The organism is Cupriavidus sp. GW821-FHT02F09 (assembly GCF_059421605.1).
In genome coordinates, this window is record NZ_JBWKVH010000004.1 from 72,031 (window position 1) to 88,051 (window position 16,021).

The window sequence follows — 16,021 nt, forward strand, 5'->3', positions numbered from 1 at the left end:
CCAGCCAGCGTTTCGCTTTCTTTAGGGAAAATCCATGAAACGCCGCTGTCTGGCGCGCTTGCGCGCCTCTGCCTCTATCCGAGTCGCGCCCATCGCCGCCGTCTGCGCCGCCCTTGGTGGCCCTGCCCTGGCTGCCGAGCCGGCCGCCGATCCGGCCCGCCACTTAAGCGAGGTGGTGGTCACCGCCACGCGCACCGAGGAGCGCGCCGACGCCGTTGCCTCCACCATCACCGCCATCGACGCCAGCCGGATCGAACGCGCCCAGCCCGTTGACGAGGCCGCCCTGTTCGCCGATGAGCCTGATATCGACGTGCCCCGCGACCGTCGCCGCTTTGGCGCCGGCAGCATCAATATCCGCGGCATCGAAGACAACCGTGTGCTGCTGATGGTCGACGGCGTGCGCCTGCCCGACTACTACAACGGCGGCGGCCCCTCCAACCTGTCCAGCGCCACGCGCGACGCGCCCGAGTTCTCCTTCCTCAAGCGGGTCGAGGTGCTGCGCGGGCCGGCTTCCAGCCTGTACGGCTCGGACGCCATCGGCGGCGTGGTGTCGTACGTCACCAAGGATCCCGAGGACATCATGCGCGGGCGCGCGGTGGGTGGCGAAGCCGGCCTGTCGTGGAACGGCATCGACCGCAGCTTCGGCCAGACCGCGGGCGTGGCCGGCGGCAACGAGACCATCAAGGGCTTGTTCATGTACGCGCACCGCAAGGGGCACGAAGTGCAGAGCATGGGCGGCAACGACACCACGTCGACCGGCCGCACCAAGGCCAATCCGCAGAACAGCGAGACCAACGCGTGGCTCGGCAAGATCGTGCTCGACCCCGCCGTGGGCCATCGCTTCAAGCTGACTTACGAGCATCGCGACAACGACACCTTCACCGATATCCGCCGGCTGTCCACGGCGCTGCCGCGCGTGACCTCCGCCAGCGGCACCGAAGACCTGTCGCGCAACCGCGTCAGCCTGGACTACGAATGGAAGCCGGCCAGCCGCGTCATCGATCGCCTGAGCGCGGCGGTGTTCTACCAGGAGAGCGAGTCCAACACCGTGACCAACCAGGTGCGCAGCCGCACCAGTTCGGGTTGCTCGGGCTCCACGGCGGGCAGCAGCCTGTGCGACGTGAACCTGCTGTTCGGCTTCCGCCAGCAGCAGACCGGCTTCAACGTGCAGGCCGACAAGTCGTTCAACACCGGCATTGTTGGCCACCGCCTGATCACCGGCGTGGACTTCCTGCGTACCCAGACCAGCGAGATGCGCGACGGCACCACCTACAACCGCACCACCGGCGTGGTGTCCAAATCGCTGGCCGGCGACAACTTCCCGATCCACGATTTTCCCAAGGGCGAAACGCGCCAGACCGGCATCTTCGTGCAGGATGAACTGCAGTTCGCCGGCGGCCGCTTCACGCTCACGCCGGGCATGCGCTTTGACCACTACTCGCTCGGCCCGGATGACGACAAGCTCTACAACAGCGTGGCCTCCAAGCCCGCCATCAGCAAGAGCGATTCGGCACTGTCGCCCAAGCTCTCCGCGCTGTGGCAAGCCACCGACCGCATCAACCTGTGGGCCCAGTACGTATTCGGATACCGCGCGCCCAACTACCAGGAGATCAACGGCAGCTTCCGCAACACCATCCAGGGCTACGGCGCCGCGCCCAATGGCGACCTGAACCCGGAGAAGAGCCGCTCGTTCGAAATCGGCGCGCGCTATACGGATGAGCGCGTGCAGACCAGCGTCGCGGTGTTCGACAACCGCTACAAGGACTTCATCGAGCAAGTCGCGCTGCGCTGCCCGTCGGACCCCGCTTGTCTTGCCGGCCTGCGTGCGACGTACCAGTACCGCAACCAGAGCAGCGTGCGCATCTACGGCGCCGAGTGGCGCGGCAGCTACCGCTTCCTGCCGCAATGGCGCGTGGACAGCGCGGTGGCCTACGCGCACGGCAATAACGAGCAGACCGGCCAGCCCCTCAACAGCGTCTCGCCGCTGCGCGCCAGCGCCGCGCTGACGTGGGAGCGCGGCAGCAGCAGCCAGGGCCAGGGCGCCAGCCTGCGCTGGCGCGGCGCGCGCGCCGTGACGCGCACCGACGACACCTCGTTCGCCTACTTCAAGCCGGGCGGCTATGGCGTGGCCGACATCCAGGGCTGGTGGCGCTTTAACCGCTACGCCAGCCTGGTGCTGTCGGTGAATAACGTGTTCGACAAAAAGTACTGGCTGTGGGGCGATGTGCGCCAAGGCAGCGTGGCCGCCAGCGAGCCGGGCCTGGACTTCTACACGCAGCCAGGACGTACCTTTGCCGCCAGCGTGAAGCTGTCGTTCTGACCGGAGGCGAATCGACCCGACATGTCCCCACAAGATAAGACCAAGATGCGGTTTCTCCGCGCGCTGTGCCTGCTGTGGATAACCTGGCTGGTGCTCGGCATGCAGCCAGCGTCGGCAGCGCCGCGCATCGCGGTGCTGACCACCTCGCCGGTGCCCGCTGGCAAATTCGAGCCGCTGCAGGCCATGGCGCGCGCACACGGCATGACGCTGGACGCGCGCTACCTGGAGCGCATGAGCGCGCAGGATATCGCGCCGTTTATCGACGGCGCCGGCCTGCTGATCCTGGACGCGCCGCGCGACCACATCGTCACCGAGATGCTGGCCAAGCTCGGGCCGCTGTGGACCCATGCGCGCGTGCCGCGCCTGCTGATTGCCACTGACCGCTTCGATGCGCACGGCGTGGATAGCGCGCTGGGCGCGAAGCTGCAGGCGTACTACGTCAACGGCGGCCGCGCCAACTTCGACGCGATGATGCGCACACTGGCCGCGCAGCAGTTCAAGCTGCACGCGGACAACGCCATTCCCGCGCCGGTCGTTTTCCCCAAGGCCGCTTACTACCATCCGCGGCTCGCCAGCGTGGTCACCGCATCGCCAGACGACGCGCTCAAGGTGTCCGGCCATGCGGGCGAGCCGGTGATCGGCGTCGCCATCCACCAGGCCTACGTGTCGGGTCTGGACAGCGCCTTCATCGACGACCTGATCACGCGCATCGAAGCGCGCGGCGCGCGTGCGCTGGTGTTCTACAGCGGCGTCATGGATGCGCACGGCGTGCTGCGCATGGCCGCCCCCGGCGGCAAGCGCATCGTCGACGTGCTCATCAACGGCCAGATCATGCTCAACGCGGCAGGCCGCAAGGCGGAGTTCGAGGCGCTCGGCATCCCGGTGCTGCAGGTCATGCCTTATCGCAAGGGCGACGCGCAGGACTGGGAGCGCGACCCGCACGGCATCAGCCTGACCGACACGCCCTTCTACCTCGTGCAGCCCGAGCTGGCCGGGGTGAGCGATCCCATGCTGGCCGCCGCCACCTCGCACAAGGACGGCAGCATCGTCAGCCTGCCGGCGCAGCTCGATGCCGTGGCGGACAAGGCGTTGGCGCTCACGCGCCTGCAGCGCACGCCGAACGCCGACAAGCGCGTGGCGATCCTGTTCTACAACTATCCGGCGGGCGAGAAGAATCTGTCGGCATCGTTCCTCAACCTGCCGCGCAGCCTGTCGTCCACGCTGGCCGCATTGCATGCGGCCGGCTACCGTACCGACGCTGCGGATGCGCTCACGCTGCAGCGCGACCTGGGCGCGTTGCTCGCGCCCTTCTACCGCGATGGACAGCTTGGCGCGCTGCTCGATGCGGATCGCGCGGTGTGGATGCCGATGGCGCAATACCGCCGCTGGTACGACGCGCAACCCGCTGCGTTTCGCGCCGAGGTCAGCGCGCGCTGGGGCGAACCCGAAGCCTCGTCGATGGCGATCAGGCGCAACGGCGTGGCCGGCTTCGCCATCCCGCGCCTGCAGCTCGGCAACGTGGCGCTGATGCCGGTACCGCCACGCGGCGAGCGCGACGAAGCCGCCGAGAAAGCGCTCTATCACTCCACCAAGACGCCGCTTAGCCATTTCTACATGGCGGCCTACCTGTGGGCGCGCGAAGGGCGCGAGGCGCTGGTGCACTACGGCACCCACGGCACGCAGGAATGGACGCCGGGCAAGGAGCGCGGCCTGTCCGTGACCGACCAGCCCTACATGGTGCTCGGCAGCGTGCCGGTGATCTATCCCTACATCGTCGATGACGTGGGCGAGGCGCTGCAGGCCAAGCGCCGCGGCCGCGCCACCATCGTCAGCCACCAGACGCCGCCGTTCAAGCCGGCGGGCCTGCACACCGATCTGTCGGCGCTGCACGACCAGTTGCACAACTACCTGCAACAGGACGACGGCGCAGTGAAGGACACGCTGCGCGAGGACGTCCTCAAGCGCAGCGCGCGCATGCACCTGCTCGACGACATGGGCTGGCCGCAAGCGCGCGCGAGCGCGCAGTTTGCCGAATACCTCGACGCGCTGCACACGCATCTGCACGAGCTCGCCGGCGCATTGCAGCCCTACGGCCTGCATACGTTCGGCCAGTCGCAGGATCCCGAGCTGCGGTTGTACACGGTGATGGCCATGCTCGGGCAACCGTGGCTCAAGCGCGTGTTTCCCGACGAGCCGGAAGAACTGTTCGCGCTTGATTACAAACAGCTCGCGCAATCGGCGCCGTACGCCATGCTGCGCAAGTACGTGATCGACGGCGCGCCGCTGACCAACCTTGCCGACGCCAAACAGCGCGAAGAACAGCGCGAAGACATGCAGCGTGCCCGCACGCTGTACGCCAGCCTGGACGCCGCGCCGGAGAGCGAATCCATCCTCACCGCGCTGGCTGGCCGCTATGTGCTGGCCGGCACCGGCGGCGACCCGGTGCGCAATCCCGACGCACTGCCGACCGGGCGCAACCTGTATGGGTTCGATCCCTCGAAGGTACCTAGTCGCGAAGCGTGGCAGGCCGGCCAGGCCGCGGCCCAGAGCATGATTGCCGACTGGCGCAAGCGCAACGGAAAGTGGCCCACCAAGCTGGCTTTCTCGCTGTGGAGCGTGGAGACCATGCGCCATCAGGGCATGCTGGAGGCGCAGGCGATGGCCGCCATGGGCGTCCGCCCGAAGTGGGACGGCGGCGGCCGCGTGGTCGGCGTGGAAGCGATTCCCGCCGCCGAGCTCAGGCGGCCGCGCGTGGACGTGGTGCTGTCCGCGACCGGCCTCTATCGCGATCACTTCCCCAACCTGATCAAGTGGCTGGCCGAAGCGGTCAAGCTCGCCGCCGCGCAGCCCGAGCCCGACAACGCCGTTGCCGCCAGCACGCGCGCGCTCAGCGCGCGGCTGGCGCAACGCAAGGCCGCGGACATGACCCCGGAGCGCATCGAGTCGCTGGCGCTCACGCGCATCTTCGCCAGCGAAACCGGCAACTATGGCACGGGACTGAACGACGCTACGCTGGCCAGCGACAGCTTCGGCAGCGGCAAGGAAGCGGACGCCAAGCTGGCCAAGCTTTATCTCGAGCGCATGCAATACGGCTATGGGCCCGACGAGAAGACGTGGGGCGAGAAACTGCCACAACTGAATCTCTACGCGGAGAACCTCAAGGGCGTGGAAGGCGCGCTGCTGGCGCGCAGCTCCAACCTGTACGGCATGCTGACCACCGACGATCCTTTCCAGTATCTCGGCGGCATCGGCCTGGCCGTGCGCCACCTGACGGGCAAGGCGCCGGAGCTGCTGATCTCCAACCTGCGCGACGCCAACAACGCGCGCACGCAGACGGCGGCATCGTTCCTCGCCACCGAGCTGCGCACGCGCTACTTCCATCCCGGCTGGATCGAAGGCATGAAGGCCGAGGGCTATAGCGGCGCGCTCAATGTGCTCGATACCGTCAACAACTTCTGGGGCTGGACCGCGGTCGCGCCGGAGATTGTGCGCGACGACCAGTGGACCGAGTTCGCCGAGGTCTACGTCAAGGACAAGCACAAGCTCGGCCTGGACGCATGGTTCGAGAAGAACGCGCCGCAGGCCCAGGCACAGGTGATCGAGCGCATGCTGGAAGCCGCACGCAAGGGCTACTGGGGGGCCGATCCCGAGATGCTCAAGACGCTGGCCGACAGGTGGCAGGCGCTGTCGCAGCGGCACGATATCCGCAGCGACAACCGCAGCTTCAATCGCTACGTGCAGCAGCAGGCCACGGCGCCCGGCGCCGCGGGCTATGGCACGCAGGCTCCGGCGGCACCGCCCGCCGGCGCACCGGCAGCAGCAGCCCCGCAGGCGGCACCGCGTCCTGCTCAGCAGCAAGCGCAGCCCAAACCCAAGCCGCAGCCCGAGCTGCAACCCGAGCTGCAACCCGAGCCCAAGGCACAGCCGCAAACGGTGCCGGTGCAAGGCATGCAACTGGTAGAGAAAACGCCGCCCGCGGCGGCTCTCGTGCCCGTGCTGTCGTGGCTTGCCGGCGGCATCGCGCTTGCCGGCGCCATGCTGGGCGGCGCCCTCAGCGCGCGCCGCCGCGCTGGCGCTGCGCCCTTCGTCCAAAAACAATCCGAAACCCGCTGAGGCATCATGACTCCTACCCTGCTTGAAACCCTGATGTACGACGTCGGCCAGTTGTTCCTGTTTCCGACGCTGGCCCTGATCGGGCTGCTGTTCCTGTACGCCTTCTGGACGCTCGGCGAGTTCATCACGCAAGGCTGGCAACGCCGCCGCCACGGCATCGAGACGGGGCGCGGCTATGTGCTGGTGGCGTTCGCGCTGCGCCACCGCATCCAGGACCCGGACACGCTCGACGTGACCGCGCACCGCCTGCTGGAGTGGCCGCGCATTGCCACGCGCGTCGCGCCGATGCTGGGACTGGTGGCCACCATGATCCCGATGGGTCCCGCGCTCAAGGGCTTGTCCGGCGGCAACCTCGCCAACGTGGGAGAGAACCTCACCATCGCGTTTTCCGCGGTGATTCTCGCGCTGATCGCTGCCAGCATCACCTTCTGGGTGGTCAACGTGCGCCGCCGCTGGCTCGCCGAGGAGCTGGTGTGGCTGGGCAAGCATCAACCGCAATGGGAGGTCGGCGCATGAAGTTCCTGGAGGAGAGCGAGGCCGACGATCCCATCCTGTCGGTGGTCAACCTGATCGACGTGTTCCTGGTGGTGATCGCCGCGTTGCTGGTGGCCATCGCGCAGAACCCGATGAACCCGTTTACGCACGCGGACGTCACCATCATCACCAATCCCGGCAAGCCCAACATGGAGATCGTCTCCAAGCAAGGCGAGAAGGTCGTGCGCTACCAGGCCAGCGGCCAGGTCGGCAGCGGCGACGGCACCAAGGCCGGCGTGGCGTACCGGTTGCAGGACGGCTCGATGGTGTATGTGCCGGAAGCCGCGGCCGCGCAGTAAAACTGCGCAATAATGAGCACGAGCGAGCCATCGCAACCAGGATTACTTAGCCATGCAGATTCGTCACAGCGTTGCCAGCCTAGCCAGCTTTGTCCCTACCCGCGCCGCCGGACTGGCGCTCGCGGCCGCCATGTTCGCCACGCTCGCCGGTTGCGCGGGCACGCCGCCTGCCGCCGTGGCTGGCGATGTCGCGCATCAGTTCACCGGCAAGACCTACGTGCTGCTGGGCGAGGTCCACGACAACGCCGATGGGCAAAAGCGGCGCCTGCTGGCGTTGTCGGACGCACTGGCGGCCGGTTGGCGCCCGGCCATCGCGATGGAACAGTTCGACCGCGAGCGCCAGGCCGATATCGACCGCGCCCGCCGCGAGCGGCCCGGCGACGCGGCGTATGTCGTGGCGCAGGCGGGTGGCAAGAGCTGGCAGTGGGAGCTTTACACGCCGGTAGTGGCGCTGGCCTTGCGCTACGACCTGCCGCTGGTGGCGGCCAACCTGTCGCGCGCGGATGCGGGCAAGATCATGCGCGGCGGGCTGGATGGCGTGTTCGATGCGACGCAGCGCAAGCGCCTCGGCCTCGCCGCGCCGTTGCCCGCGGACGTGGTGACCGAGCAGACCGCGGTGCTCGACCGTGGCCACTGCGGCAATTTCCCCAAGGCCATGCTGCCCGGCATGCTGGACGCGCAGGCCGCGCGCGATGCGGTAATGGCTGCCTCCATGCGTGAATACGCCGACCGCGGCGCCGTGCTGATCGCCGGCAACGGCCACGTGCGGCGCGATGTGGGCGCGCCGCGCTGGCTCGCCGCCGAGCCGGGCGCGATCTACAGCGTGGGTTACCTGGAGCAGGCCAGCGGCCGCGAGATCGGTGCCTATGACCGCGTGGTGCTGGTGCCGGTGCACAAGCGGCCCGATCCGTGCGAGGGCGCCAAGCCGGCGGCGATGGCCGAGCCGGCCTGAATTCGGCGGCGCGCCTAGCCGAACAGCTCCTCGGCCACGGTGGGATGCAGCTGCACCGTGGTCTGCAGGTGTGACAGCTTTACCCCGAGCCGCACCGCCACGGCAAACGCCTGCATGATCTCGGCGGCGGCATTGTCCATCATGTGCGCGCCCAGCACGCGCCCGCTGCGCGCATTCACCACCAGCTTGACCATGGACGCCTGCTCGCTGCCGGCAAAGCGATTCTCCAGCGAGACGAAGCGGCGCACCACGGTGTGGATGCGCTCGGGCTTGCCAGCTGCCTCGATGGCCGCCTGCTCCGTCAGTCCCACGCTGCCGATGGCCGGCTCGCAGAACACCGCCGTTGGCACCAGGTCGAAATCCGCGCGGTCGCCGCGGCGGCCGAACAGGCGGTCGGCCAGCCAGCGGCCCTGAGCGCCGGCCACCGGCGTGAGGTGCAAGCCGTCGATGACATCGCCAATGGCATGGATCGAGCGCACCTTGGTGCGGAACGAGCGGTCCACCTGGATGCCGCCCTTCTGCGTTTTCGCGATGCCCAGCCCCTCCAGGCCTAGCCCATCCCAATGCGGGTCGCGCCCGATAGCCGCCAGCGCGGCCTGCGCGCGCACGGTCTGGATGCGGTCCTTGCCGTTGCCATTGTTGCCGCCGTCCGCGCGATCCGCGCCATTGCCATGCTGCCGGTAGCACACGTCAATGGCGCCGTTGGCCTGGTTCAGCAGCGTCACCTCGGCATTGAAATGCAGGCGCACGCCCTTGGCGGTGAGCGCCTCGGCCAGCGCCTCGGCCACTTCGTGGTCAAAGCGCGCCAGCAGGCGCGCCTCGCGCACCAGCATCTCCACCTTGACGCCATAGCGCGACAGGATCGAGGCTTGCTCCACCGCCACATAGCCGCCACCGATCACCACCAGCGAGGCTGGCAGGCTTTGCCAGGTGAAGATGTCGTCGGAGGTGCAGGCCAGCTCGCCACCCGGCACCGGCAACGCGCGCGGCCGTGCGCCGGTGGCAATCAGGATGCGTTTGGCGCGGATGGTCTCGGCGCCCACCTGTACCTGCTCGGCGGCGCTCACCGTGGCGTCGCCGCGTAGCAGTTCCACGCCGGCTTGCTGCAGCCGGTGCGTGTAGGCCACGTGCAGCCGCGCCATCTCGGCGTTGACGCGCACAATGGCATCGCTCCAGTCTTCCTTGCCGCCGGTGTGCGAAAGGCAGCCTGACAGTACCGCCGCGAGGCTGGCACCATACGAGAGCATTTTCTTGGGCACGCAGCCCCGGTTGATGCAGGTGCCGCCGATCGCGTCGCGCTCCACCAGCACCACGCGCGCGCCCAGCGTGGCCGCGCGCCGCGCAGCCGCCACGCCGCCCGAGCCGGCACCGATCACCACGAAATCCGCTTCGCGCTGCGCGCCGGCCTTGCGCTTGCCACGACGGGGGACTTGCTCGACAGCCTGCTCGGTGCTGGCCCTGCGGGCGCTCTGACGCTCGGTCGTGGATCTTGCCTGGCGTTTCGTCATCAATGCCTCCAGTAGCGGCGCGAAGGCCGCATTGCACATCGTGATGACGGAGCCGCGAGCACGGCCGGCGCGCGGGAGCGCTACCCGGCGGTGCCAAGCTCCGTCTTCATGACAGACGGCCAGTCACGCAAAAAGGTTTCCCCGTCACGCCGGCCGAGTTCGTAGGCACCGATCATCGCGCCGGGCTGGGTGTAGTCCCAGCTCGAGATCGGTACCCGTTGCGAAGGTTGCAGGTAGAGCCGGCGCTGCACGCCATGTTGCAGGACAAAGCGGCGCGGGCGCGGATAGAGCCGCGTCACCAGCACCAGCACGTTGCCGGGCGTTGCGTCGAGCGCGTCGACCGGCACATTGTCGACCATGCCGCCATCCAGCACGGGCCGGCCGTCGCGCCGCAGCACCGGCGTGAAGGGCGGGGTCGAGGACGATTGCAGCAGCAGGTCCGCCAGCTGCTCGGGCGAGCCGCAGTCCTGCGCGCGCACGAACTCGGGATGAAACCCTAGCTTGCGGCCCAGGCGCGGGTGCAAGGTCTTGAGCCAGTGCTTCTCGATGTTGTAGGCGACCAGCCCGGCCATCACCGCTAGCCGCGGGCCGCTCCAGCGCGGGATGTGGGCCACGCCGATGCGGATCTCCGGCGCCGTCTGCAGGTTTGCCAGGCGGCCCTCGCCGAAGATGTTCAGCAATGCGGCGCGGTAGATGCCGTAATGCGGAAACACGCGTTGCTTGCTCAGCAGGTTGCCCCAGTACGCATTGCGCCGGTTGCCGGCAAGCACCTGGCCGTAGTACGCCATCACCTGGCGGGAGTCGTGCGCATAGATCATGCACGCCGTGGCGGCCCCGGCCGAGATCCCCGTGATCACGCGCGGGCGCAGCCCCAGCTCGGGCGCCACCGTATCCCACCAGCCTGCCTGCCACCAGCAGCGGTTGCCGCCGCCGGCAAACACCACCTGGTCGAACGGCGAGGTGGCGGCGGGCTGGATGGGGGCAGGCGTCAGGCTGCGGGGCTCATGCATGGAGATGGCTTGGGAGATTGCGTGCAATTTGGCGTGCAATTGGGTGATGCGCCGCTCACAGCAGCGCGTAAGTGGTAGTGGCCTGCACGGCCAGCTTGCCATCGGTGCCGGTCAGCTCGATTTCGCCGAACACCACGGTCTTGCCCAGGCGCAGCACATTGGCGCGCACCAGCACGTCGCCCTCGATCACCGGGCGCATGAAGTTGGTGGTGAGCGTGACAGTGGTCATCGGCCTGAAGGCGCCAAGTGCATTGGCGATGGCCACGATCATGGCGGTATCGGCCGCGGACATCAGCACCTGGCCGCACACCACGCCACCCGCATGGCGAAATGATTCGTCAAAAGGCAGGCGCAGCGTTACGCCCTGCGCATCAACGTGCTCGGCACGCAGCCCGAGCTGGCGCACCCATGGCGCCAGTACCCGCTGCAGGGTGTGGTCGATATCGGCAAGCGTGAAGCCGGATTCCGGCGTTGGTACTAGCGTTGGCTCTGGCATGGCACGCCCGTTTGTCTGGGATGGGGCCGGGCCAGGTTGCTATTCCGTCTCCTGCGGCGCGGCACGATGTTTGAGCCAATGATACAGGGGGCCGGTGCACAGCACCACGAAGGCCATCCGGATCACGTGGAAGGCGGTGACCAGGGGCACGCCAAGCTCCAGCACCTTGGCCGTGATGCACATCTCGGCGATGCCGCCGGGCGTGGTGCCGAGGATGGCGGTGGCGGGATGCACGCCGGACAGTGCCGACAGGCCCCAGCCAAACAGCGCGGAGAGCACCAGCGCCGCCAGCGTGTACACCGCCACGCCGCCGAGAAAGCGTGGCGCGGTATGGAGGAAGTCGCGCGAGAAGCGCGCGCCCAGCGACACGCCGATCATCAGCTGGCCGGCGCGGCTCATCCACGTGGGGATGGCGGACAGCTCGAAGCCCGAGGCGGTCAGCACGGCGGCTGCCAGCAGCGTGCCGATCACGAAGGGATTGGGCAGGTTGAAGCGCTTGAGCACCAGCGCCACGCTGACCGTGATCGCGATCAGCACGGGCAGCCACAGGTAGTCCACCGTGCGTGGCCCGGGCACGTATGGGTCAAGCCCGTGGATGCCGCCGTACTGGAACAGCGCGGGCACGGCCACCACCACCATCAGCACGCGCAGCGAATGCGCAGCCGCCACTTGGTCGATGCGCGCGCCGTTGCGCTCGGCCAGGTTGGCCATCTCCGACGCGCCGCCGATGGCGGTGGAGAAGTACGCCGTCTTGAACGCCACGCCGGTGGTCTTGCGCAGCAGCCAGGCGCCGCCACAGCCGAGCAGCAGCGCAAACAGCGAGCCCGCGACGATATACGGCAGGAACTCGATCAGCCGCGCCACCACGTCAGATGTGAAGTAAAGCCCGAGCGAGGTGCCAATGGCCCACTGCCCGGCGTTGCGCGCCTGCGTGGGCGCGCGCAGGTCGGCGCCGCGCATGCGTGCGATGGCTACCGCCAGCAGCGGGCCGATCATCCATGGCAGCGGTGTGTGCAGCAGCGTGCAAACGAGCGCGGCGGCCAGGCCGAGCAGCAGCGTCAAGAGGACCGGACGCCAACGGTGAAGGAGTGAGGGCATGTTGCAGCGGCCTGGCTATTGCGCCAAAGCCATCTGAGATGACGACGGTGTTTACTCCCTCTCCCCTCAGGGGGAGAGGGTTGGGGAGAGGGGTGGCTTAGCTAGGAGCCACGAGAAACGAAGCCCATGGTTTTTTCCGGCATGGCGGCGTAGGCAGCGCCCGCCCTCTCCCCCGGCCCCTCTCCCACAAGTGGGAGAGGGGAGACCACATGCGCAGTGCCAGCCGGGTCAACAGTCAACAAGCAAAAGGCAAAAAGCCCGGCACCCTGGAGTGCCGGGCCTTGCCCGCATTTTGCGCTAATCAACCTGTGGCGTCAGCCACTTTGCCACGCGCTGAGCGCCGGGCCAGCCAGCCCAGGATGCGCGGGATCAGCACCACCGCCACCGTCATGGCCAGGATGGTGGCCGAGATCGGCTGGGTCACGAAGATCGACCAGTCGCCCTGGCTGATCGACAGCGCGTTGCGCAGCTGCTTCTCCGCGATCGGCCCCAGGATCATGCCCACGATCACCGGTGCGGTCGGGAAGTCAAAGCGGCGCATGGCCATGCCCAGCACGCCGATGATGAACAGCAGCAGCAGGTCGAACCACGACTGGCGGATGCCGTAGGCGCCCAGGCCCGCGAAGATCAGGATGCCGCCATACAGCAGCGGCGTGGGGATGCGCAGCATGCGCACCCACAGGCCGATCGCCGGCAGGTTCAGCACCAGCAGCATCACGTTGCCGATGTACAGCGAAGCCAGCAGGCCCCACACCAGGTCGCCCGAAGTCTGGAACAGCATCGGGCCCGGCTGCAGGTTGTAGTTCTGGAACGCCGCCAGCAGGATCGCGGTGGTGTTCGAGGTGGGGATGCCCAGCGTCAGCAGCGGAGCCAGCGTGGCCGTCACGGCGGCGTTGTTGGCGGCCTCGGGGCCAGCCACGCCTTCGATCGCGCCCACCGTGCCGAACTCATCCTTGTGCTTGGACAGCTTCTTCTCGGTGGCGTACGACAGGAAGGTCGGGATTTCCGCGCCGCCGGCCGGGATCAGGCCGAAGGGAAAGCCGATGATGGTGCCGCGGATCCACGCCGGCACCGAGCGCTTCCAGTCCGACTTGGTCATCATGACCGAGCTGAGCTTGTTGAAGCCACCCGCGGGCTGCGGGAAGAAGGCGTTGAACAACGCCTCGCCCACCGCGAACAGGCCGACCGCGACCACCACGATGTCGATGCCGTCGTACAGCTCCTGCACATTCATCGAGTAGCGCGTCTGGCCCGAGAGCGAGTCCATGCCGATCAGGCCGATGCCCAGGCCCAGGAACAAGCTGGTCATGCCGCGCAGCAGGGATGAGCCCAGCACCGCCGACACCGTGGTGAAGGCCAGCAGCATGATCATGAAGTATTCGCCGGGCCCGAACTGCAGCGCCACGTCGGCCGCGACCGGCGCGAACATCGACAGCAGCACGGTGGCGATGGTGCCCGCGGCGAACGAGCCGATGGCCGCCGTGGCCAGCGCCGGGCCGGCGCGGCCGCTCTTGGCCATCAGGTTGCCTTCCATCGCCGTGACCATGGTCGACGACTCGCCCGGCGTGTTCATCAGGATGGAGGTGGTGGAGCCGCCGTACATGGCGCCGTAGTAGATGCCGGCGAACATGATCAGCGCGGCGGTGGGTTCCACCTTGGCGGTCAGCGGCAGCAGCATCGCTACCGTGAGCGCGGGGCCGATGCCCGGCAGCACGCCGATGGCGGTGCCCAGGAAGCAGCCCACCAGGGCCCACATCAGGTTGATTGGCGTGATGGCGATGGCAAAGCCATGCATCAGCAGGTTAAGCGTATCCATGGATCATCAGCTCCGTTCAGAACCCGGCGACGGGCAGCAACGGCAAATTGATGCCGAGCAGGAATTCAAACAGTGCCCACATCGGCAACGTAATGCACAGGCCAATCAGGGCATCGCGCACAAAGCGCTTGCTGCCGTAGCCACGCGCCACGCAGACCATCAGCAGGGTCGACGCCAGCACAAAGCCCAGCGTGCCGATCAGCGCCATGTTGGCCACCAGGCCGGCAGCCACCCACAGGAAGCCGCGGAAATTGTGCGGGGCGTCGGGCAGTTCGGCGTCTTCTTCCGGCATATTGCGAAAGCCGCCGCGAACGCCTTGCCAGGTCAGCGCCGCGCCGCATGCGGCCAGGCCGATGGCAACCAGCGTGGGCATGAAGCGTGGCGACAGGCCGGCATAGCCCTCGTCGCCGGAGATGCCCGACAGGCCGACGAAGTAGAAGGCGGAGAGCAGCAATACGGCAATGCCGATCGCCAGGTGTGAGGGTTTCATGATTGGAAGTGGCTCCTTCAAGCGGTGCCTGCGGCCGTGTTGTCCGGCCCTTGGCGTCCCGCGGTTTGTCGTCCCCGCTTAAGGCGGGGGCCCGGCGATGTGTAGTTTGGTTTTTAGGTATCGCAGGTGGACACCGGACCCCCGCCTGCCGCATGCGCACCGAGCGTTACGGTGCGCCGCAGGCAGGGCCGACAGGTAAAACGCTGAAACGATAATGCGGTGAAACGCTCAGGCAGCGTGGCTTACTTCGCTACGCCCAGCTCGCGCAGCGAACCGCCCAGGCGGGCCGACTCGCTGTCCACGAACTTGCCGAACTCGTCGCCGGTCAGCAGGAACGGGGTCCAGTCATTCTTGGCCAGCGTTTCCTTCCACAGCGGGGTTTCGGTTGCCTTGACCACCGCATCCACCAGCGCCTTGCGTTGCTCGGCGGTGATGCCCGGCGCGCCGTACACGCCGCGCCAGTTGTAGATCTCCACGTTGATGCCCTGCTCCTTGAGCGTCGGGATATCGGCGGTGCGGTCCTTGGAGGTCACGGCCAGCGCGCGCATCTTGCCGCTCTTGATGAAGGGCAGGAACTCGGACACGCCGGCCAGGCCGACGGTCACGTGGCCGCCCAGGATCGATGCCGAGGCTTCACCACCGCCCTGGAAAGGCACGTAGTTGATCTTCTTCGGATCCACGCCGCTTTCCTTGGCTACCAGACCTGCCAGGATGTGGTCGATCGAACCCTTGGAGCCACCGCCCCAGCTCACGCTGCCCGGGTTGGCCTTGAGCTGTGCGGTCAGGTCTTTCATGGACTTCAGCGGCGAGTTGGCCGGCACGGTGATCACCATGGTGTCGGCGAACAGGCGAGCGATCGGGGTGGCGTTCTTTAGCGTGACCGGGGGATGGTTGGTTTCGATCGCGCCAACCATCACCGCGCCGGTGACGATCATCGCGTTGGGGTTGCCCTTGTCGGTATTGACGAACTGCGTCAGGCCGATGGTGCCGCCCGCGCCGCCCTTGTTGTCGTAAGAGGCCGTCTTGGCCACGCCGGCGGAAACCAGCGCCGCACCCAGCGAGCGGCCGGTCTGGTCGAAGCCGCCGCCCGGGTTGGCGCCGATCATGAACTTCACGCTGTCGAGCGCGAACGCGGGCGCGGCAGCCACGGTGGCGGTGATCGCGGCCGAAGCCATGACGACGTGGGCAAAGCGATGAATCGAACGACGCATTACGGTCTCCTGTTCTTTTTCAGAGGATTGCCGGTGAACGGTTGCCGGCGTTGCTGGCGAGGACCGACCCCGGAGGTGTCCGGCTGGCAGTGAAGCTGGCTGTCGGGGGCGAGAGAGTCGTGCGGTGCGCCGGCGCTGCGTGCGTTGACCGGGTGGCTAGGCGTTGTCTCCTGT

General features: G+C 67.7%; 12 protein-coding genes. 5 read left to right on the top strand and 7 right to left on the bottom strand.

Annotation, left to right across the window (positions count from 1 at the left end; translation table 11 throughout):
• Positions 1 to 34 precede the first annotated feature (34 nt).
• From AC07XB_RS06285 to AC07XB_RS06305, 5 genes are read left to right on the top strand one after another with little or no spacing between them, the layout of a single operon-like run.
• Complete coding sequence (locus AC07XB_RS06285; RefSeq protein WP_492827596.1) at positions 35 to 2,320, top strand: TonB-dependent hemoglobin/transferrin/lactoferrin family receptor; 2,286 nt, start codon at positions 35 to 37, stop codon at positions 2,318 to 2,320.
• Between the two features lie 21 nt (positions 2,321 to 2,341).
• Positions 2,342 to 6,433 carry a cobaltochelatase subunit CobN gene (gene cobN, locus AC07XB_RS06290; protein ID WP_492827594.1) on the top strand — a complete coding sequence of 1,364 codons (4,092 nt, stop codon included), beginning with the start codon at positions 2,342 to 2,344 and terminating at the stop codon, positions 6,431 to 6,433.
• 6 nt (positions 6,434 to 6,439) lie between these two features.
• Positions 6,440 to 6,949, top strand: coding sequence for a MotA/TolQ/ExbB proton channel family protein (locus AC07XB_RS06295; RefSeq protein WP_492827592.1), 510 nt, complete (start codon positions 6,440 to 6,442; stop codon positions 6,947 to 6,949).
• Positions 6,946 to 7,266, top strand: a complete 321-nt coding sequence (locus AC07XB_RS06300) for a DUF2149 domain-containing protein (RefSeq protein WP_441640460.1) — start codon at positions 6,946 to 6,948, stop codon at positions 7,264 to 7,266. The genes AC07XB_RS06295 and AC07XB_RS06300 overlap by 4 nt, the downstream gene beginning before the upstream one ends.
• A gap of 52 nt (positions 7,267 to 7,318) precedes the next feature.
• Complete coding sequence (locus AC07XB_RS06305; RefSeq protein WP_492827590.1) at positions 7,319 to 8,218, top strand: ChaN family lipoprotein; 900 nt, start codon at positions 7,319 to 7,321, stop codon at positions 8,216 to 8,218.
• Positions 8,219 to 8,232: 14 nt separating this feature from the next.
• Here AC07XB_RS06305 and AC07XB_RS06310 read toward each other — a convergent pair whose 3' ends face one another.
• The 7 genes from AC07XB_RS06310 to AC07XB_RS06340 all read right to left on the bottom strand — a co-directional run bounded on the left by AC07XB_RS06310 (position 8,233) and on the right by AC07XB_RS06340 (position 15,847).
• Positions 8,233 to 9,726 (bottom strand): dihydrolipoyl dehydrogenase family protein, encoded by a 1,494-nt coding sequence (locus tag AC07XB_RS06310; RefSeq protein WP_492827588.1) that lies wholly within the window; start codon positions 9,724 to 9,726, stop codon positions 8,233 to 8,235.
• 80 nt (positions 9,727 to 9,806) lie between these two features.
• A complete protein-coding gene (locus AC07XB_RS06315) occupies positions 9,807 to 10,736 on the bottom strand; it encodes a patatin-like phospholipase family protein (RefSeq protein WP_492827586.1) in 930 nt (309 codons plus the stop codon).
• Positions 10,737 to 10,791: 55 nt separating this feature from the next.
• A complete protein-coding gene (locus tag AC07XB_RS06320) occupies positions 10,792 to 11,232 on the bottom strand; it encodes a PaaI family thioesterase (protein ID WP_492375452.1) in 441 nt (146 codons plus the stop codon).
• 39 nt (positions 11,233 to 11,271) lie between these two features.
• Positions 11,272 to 12,330: an AbrB family transcriptional regulator gene (locus tag AC07XB_RS06325; protein WP_492827584.1), complete on the bottom strand. Its 1,059-nt coding sequence runs from the start codon at positions 12,328 to 12,330 to the stop codon at positions 11,272 to 11,274.
• A 301-nt stretch (positions 12,331 to 12,631) separates the two neighbouring features.
• Complete coding sequence (locus tag AC07XB_RS06330) at positions 12,632 to 14,146, bottom strand: tripartite tricarboxylate transporter permease (RefSeq protein ID WP_006162311.1); 1,515 nt, start codon at positions 14,144 to 14,146, stop codon at positions 12,632 to 12,634.
• Positions 14,147 to 14,162: 16 nt separating this feature from the next.
• Positions 14,163 to 14,636: a tripartite tricarboxylate transporter TctB family protein gene (locus AC07XB_RS06335; RefSeq protein ID WP_492809219.1), complete on the bottom strand. Its 474-nt coding sequence runs from the start codon at positions 14,634 to 14,636 to the stop codon at positions 14,163 to 14,165.
• 242 nt (positions 14,637 to 14,878) lie between these two features.
• Complete coding sequence (locus AC07XB_RS06340; protein ID WP_150986401.1) at positions 14,879 to 15,847, bottom strand: tripartite tricarboxylate transporter substrate binding protein; 969 nt, start codon at positions 15,845 to 15,847, stop codon at positions 14,879 to 14,881.
• Positions 15,848 to 16,021 lie beyond the last annotated feature (174 nt).

Bases quoted from the DNA above. Each gene is read 5' to 3' on its own strand.
- AC07XB_RS06285 (WP_492827596.1), top strand. From the start codon at position 35: ATGAAACGCCGCTGTCTGGCGCGCTTGCGCGCCTCTGCCTCTATCCGA.
- cobN (WP_492827594.1), top strand. From the start codon at position 2,342: ATGTCCCCACAAGATAAGACCAAGATGCGGTTTCTCCGCGCGCTGTGC.
- AC07XB_RS06295 (WP_492827592.1), top strand. From the start codon at position 6,440: ATGACTCCTACCCTGCTTGAAACCCTGATGTACGACGTCGGCCAGTTG.
- AC07XB_RS06300 (WP_441640460.1), top strand. From the start codon at position 6,946: ATGAAGTTCCTGGAGGAGAGCGAGGCCGACGATCCCATCCTGTCGGTG.
- AC07XB_RS06305 (WP_492827590.1), top strand. From the start codon at position 7,319: ATGCAGATTCGTCACAGCGTTGCCAGCCTAGCCAGCTTTGTCCCTACC.
- AC07XB_RS06310 (WP_492827588.1), bottom strand. From the start codon at position 9,726: ATGACGAAACGCCAGGCAAGATCCACGACCGAGCGTCAGAGCGCCCGC.
- AC07XB_RS06315 (WP_492827586.1), bottom strand. From the start codon at position 10,736: ATGCATGAGCCCCGCAGCCTGACGCCTGCCCCCATCCAGCCCGCCGCC.
- AC07XB_RS06320 (WP_492375452.1), bottom strand. From the start codon at position 11,232: ATGCCAGAGCCAACGCTAGTACCAACGCCGGAATCCGGCTTCACGCTT.
- AC07XB_RS06325 (WP_492827584.1), bottom strand. From the start codon at position 12,330: ATGCCCTCACTCCTTCACCGTTGGCGTCCGGTCCTCTTGACGCTGCTG.
- AC07XB_RS06330 (WP_006162311.1), bottom strand. From the start codon at position 14,146: ATGGATACGCTTAACCTGCTGATGCATGGCTTTGCCATCGCCATCACG.
- AC07XB_RS06335 (WP_492809219.1), bottom strand. From the start codon at position 14,636: ATGAAACCCTCACACCTGGCGATCGGCATTGCCGTATTGCTGCTCTCC.
- AC07XB_RS06340 (WP_150986401.1), bottom strand. From the start codon at position 15,847: ATGCGTCGTTCGATTCATCGCTTTGCCCACGTCGTCATGGCTTCGGCC.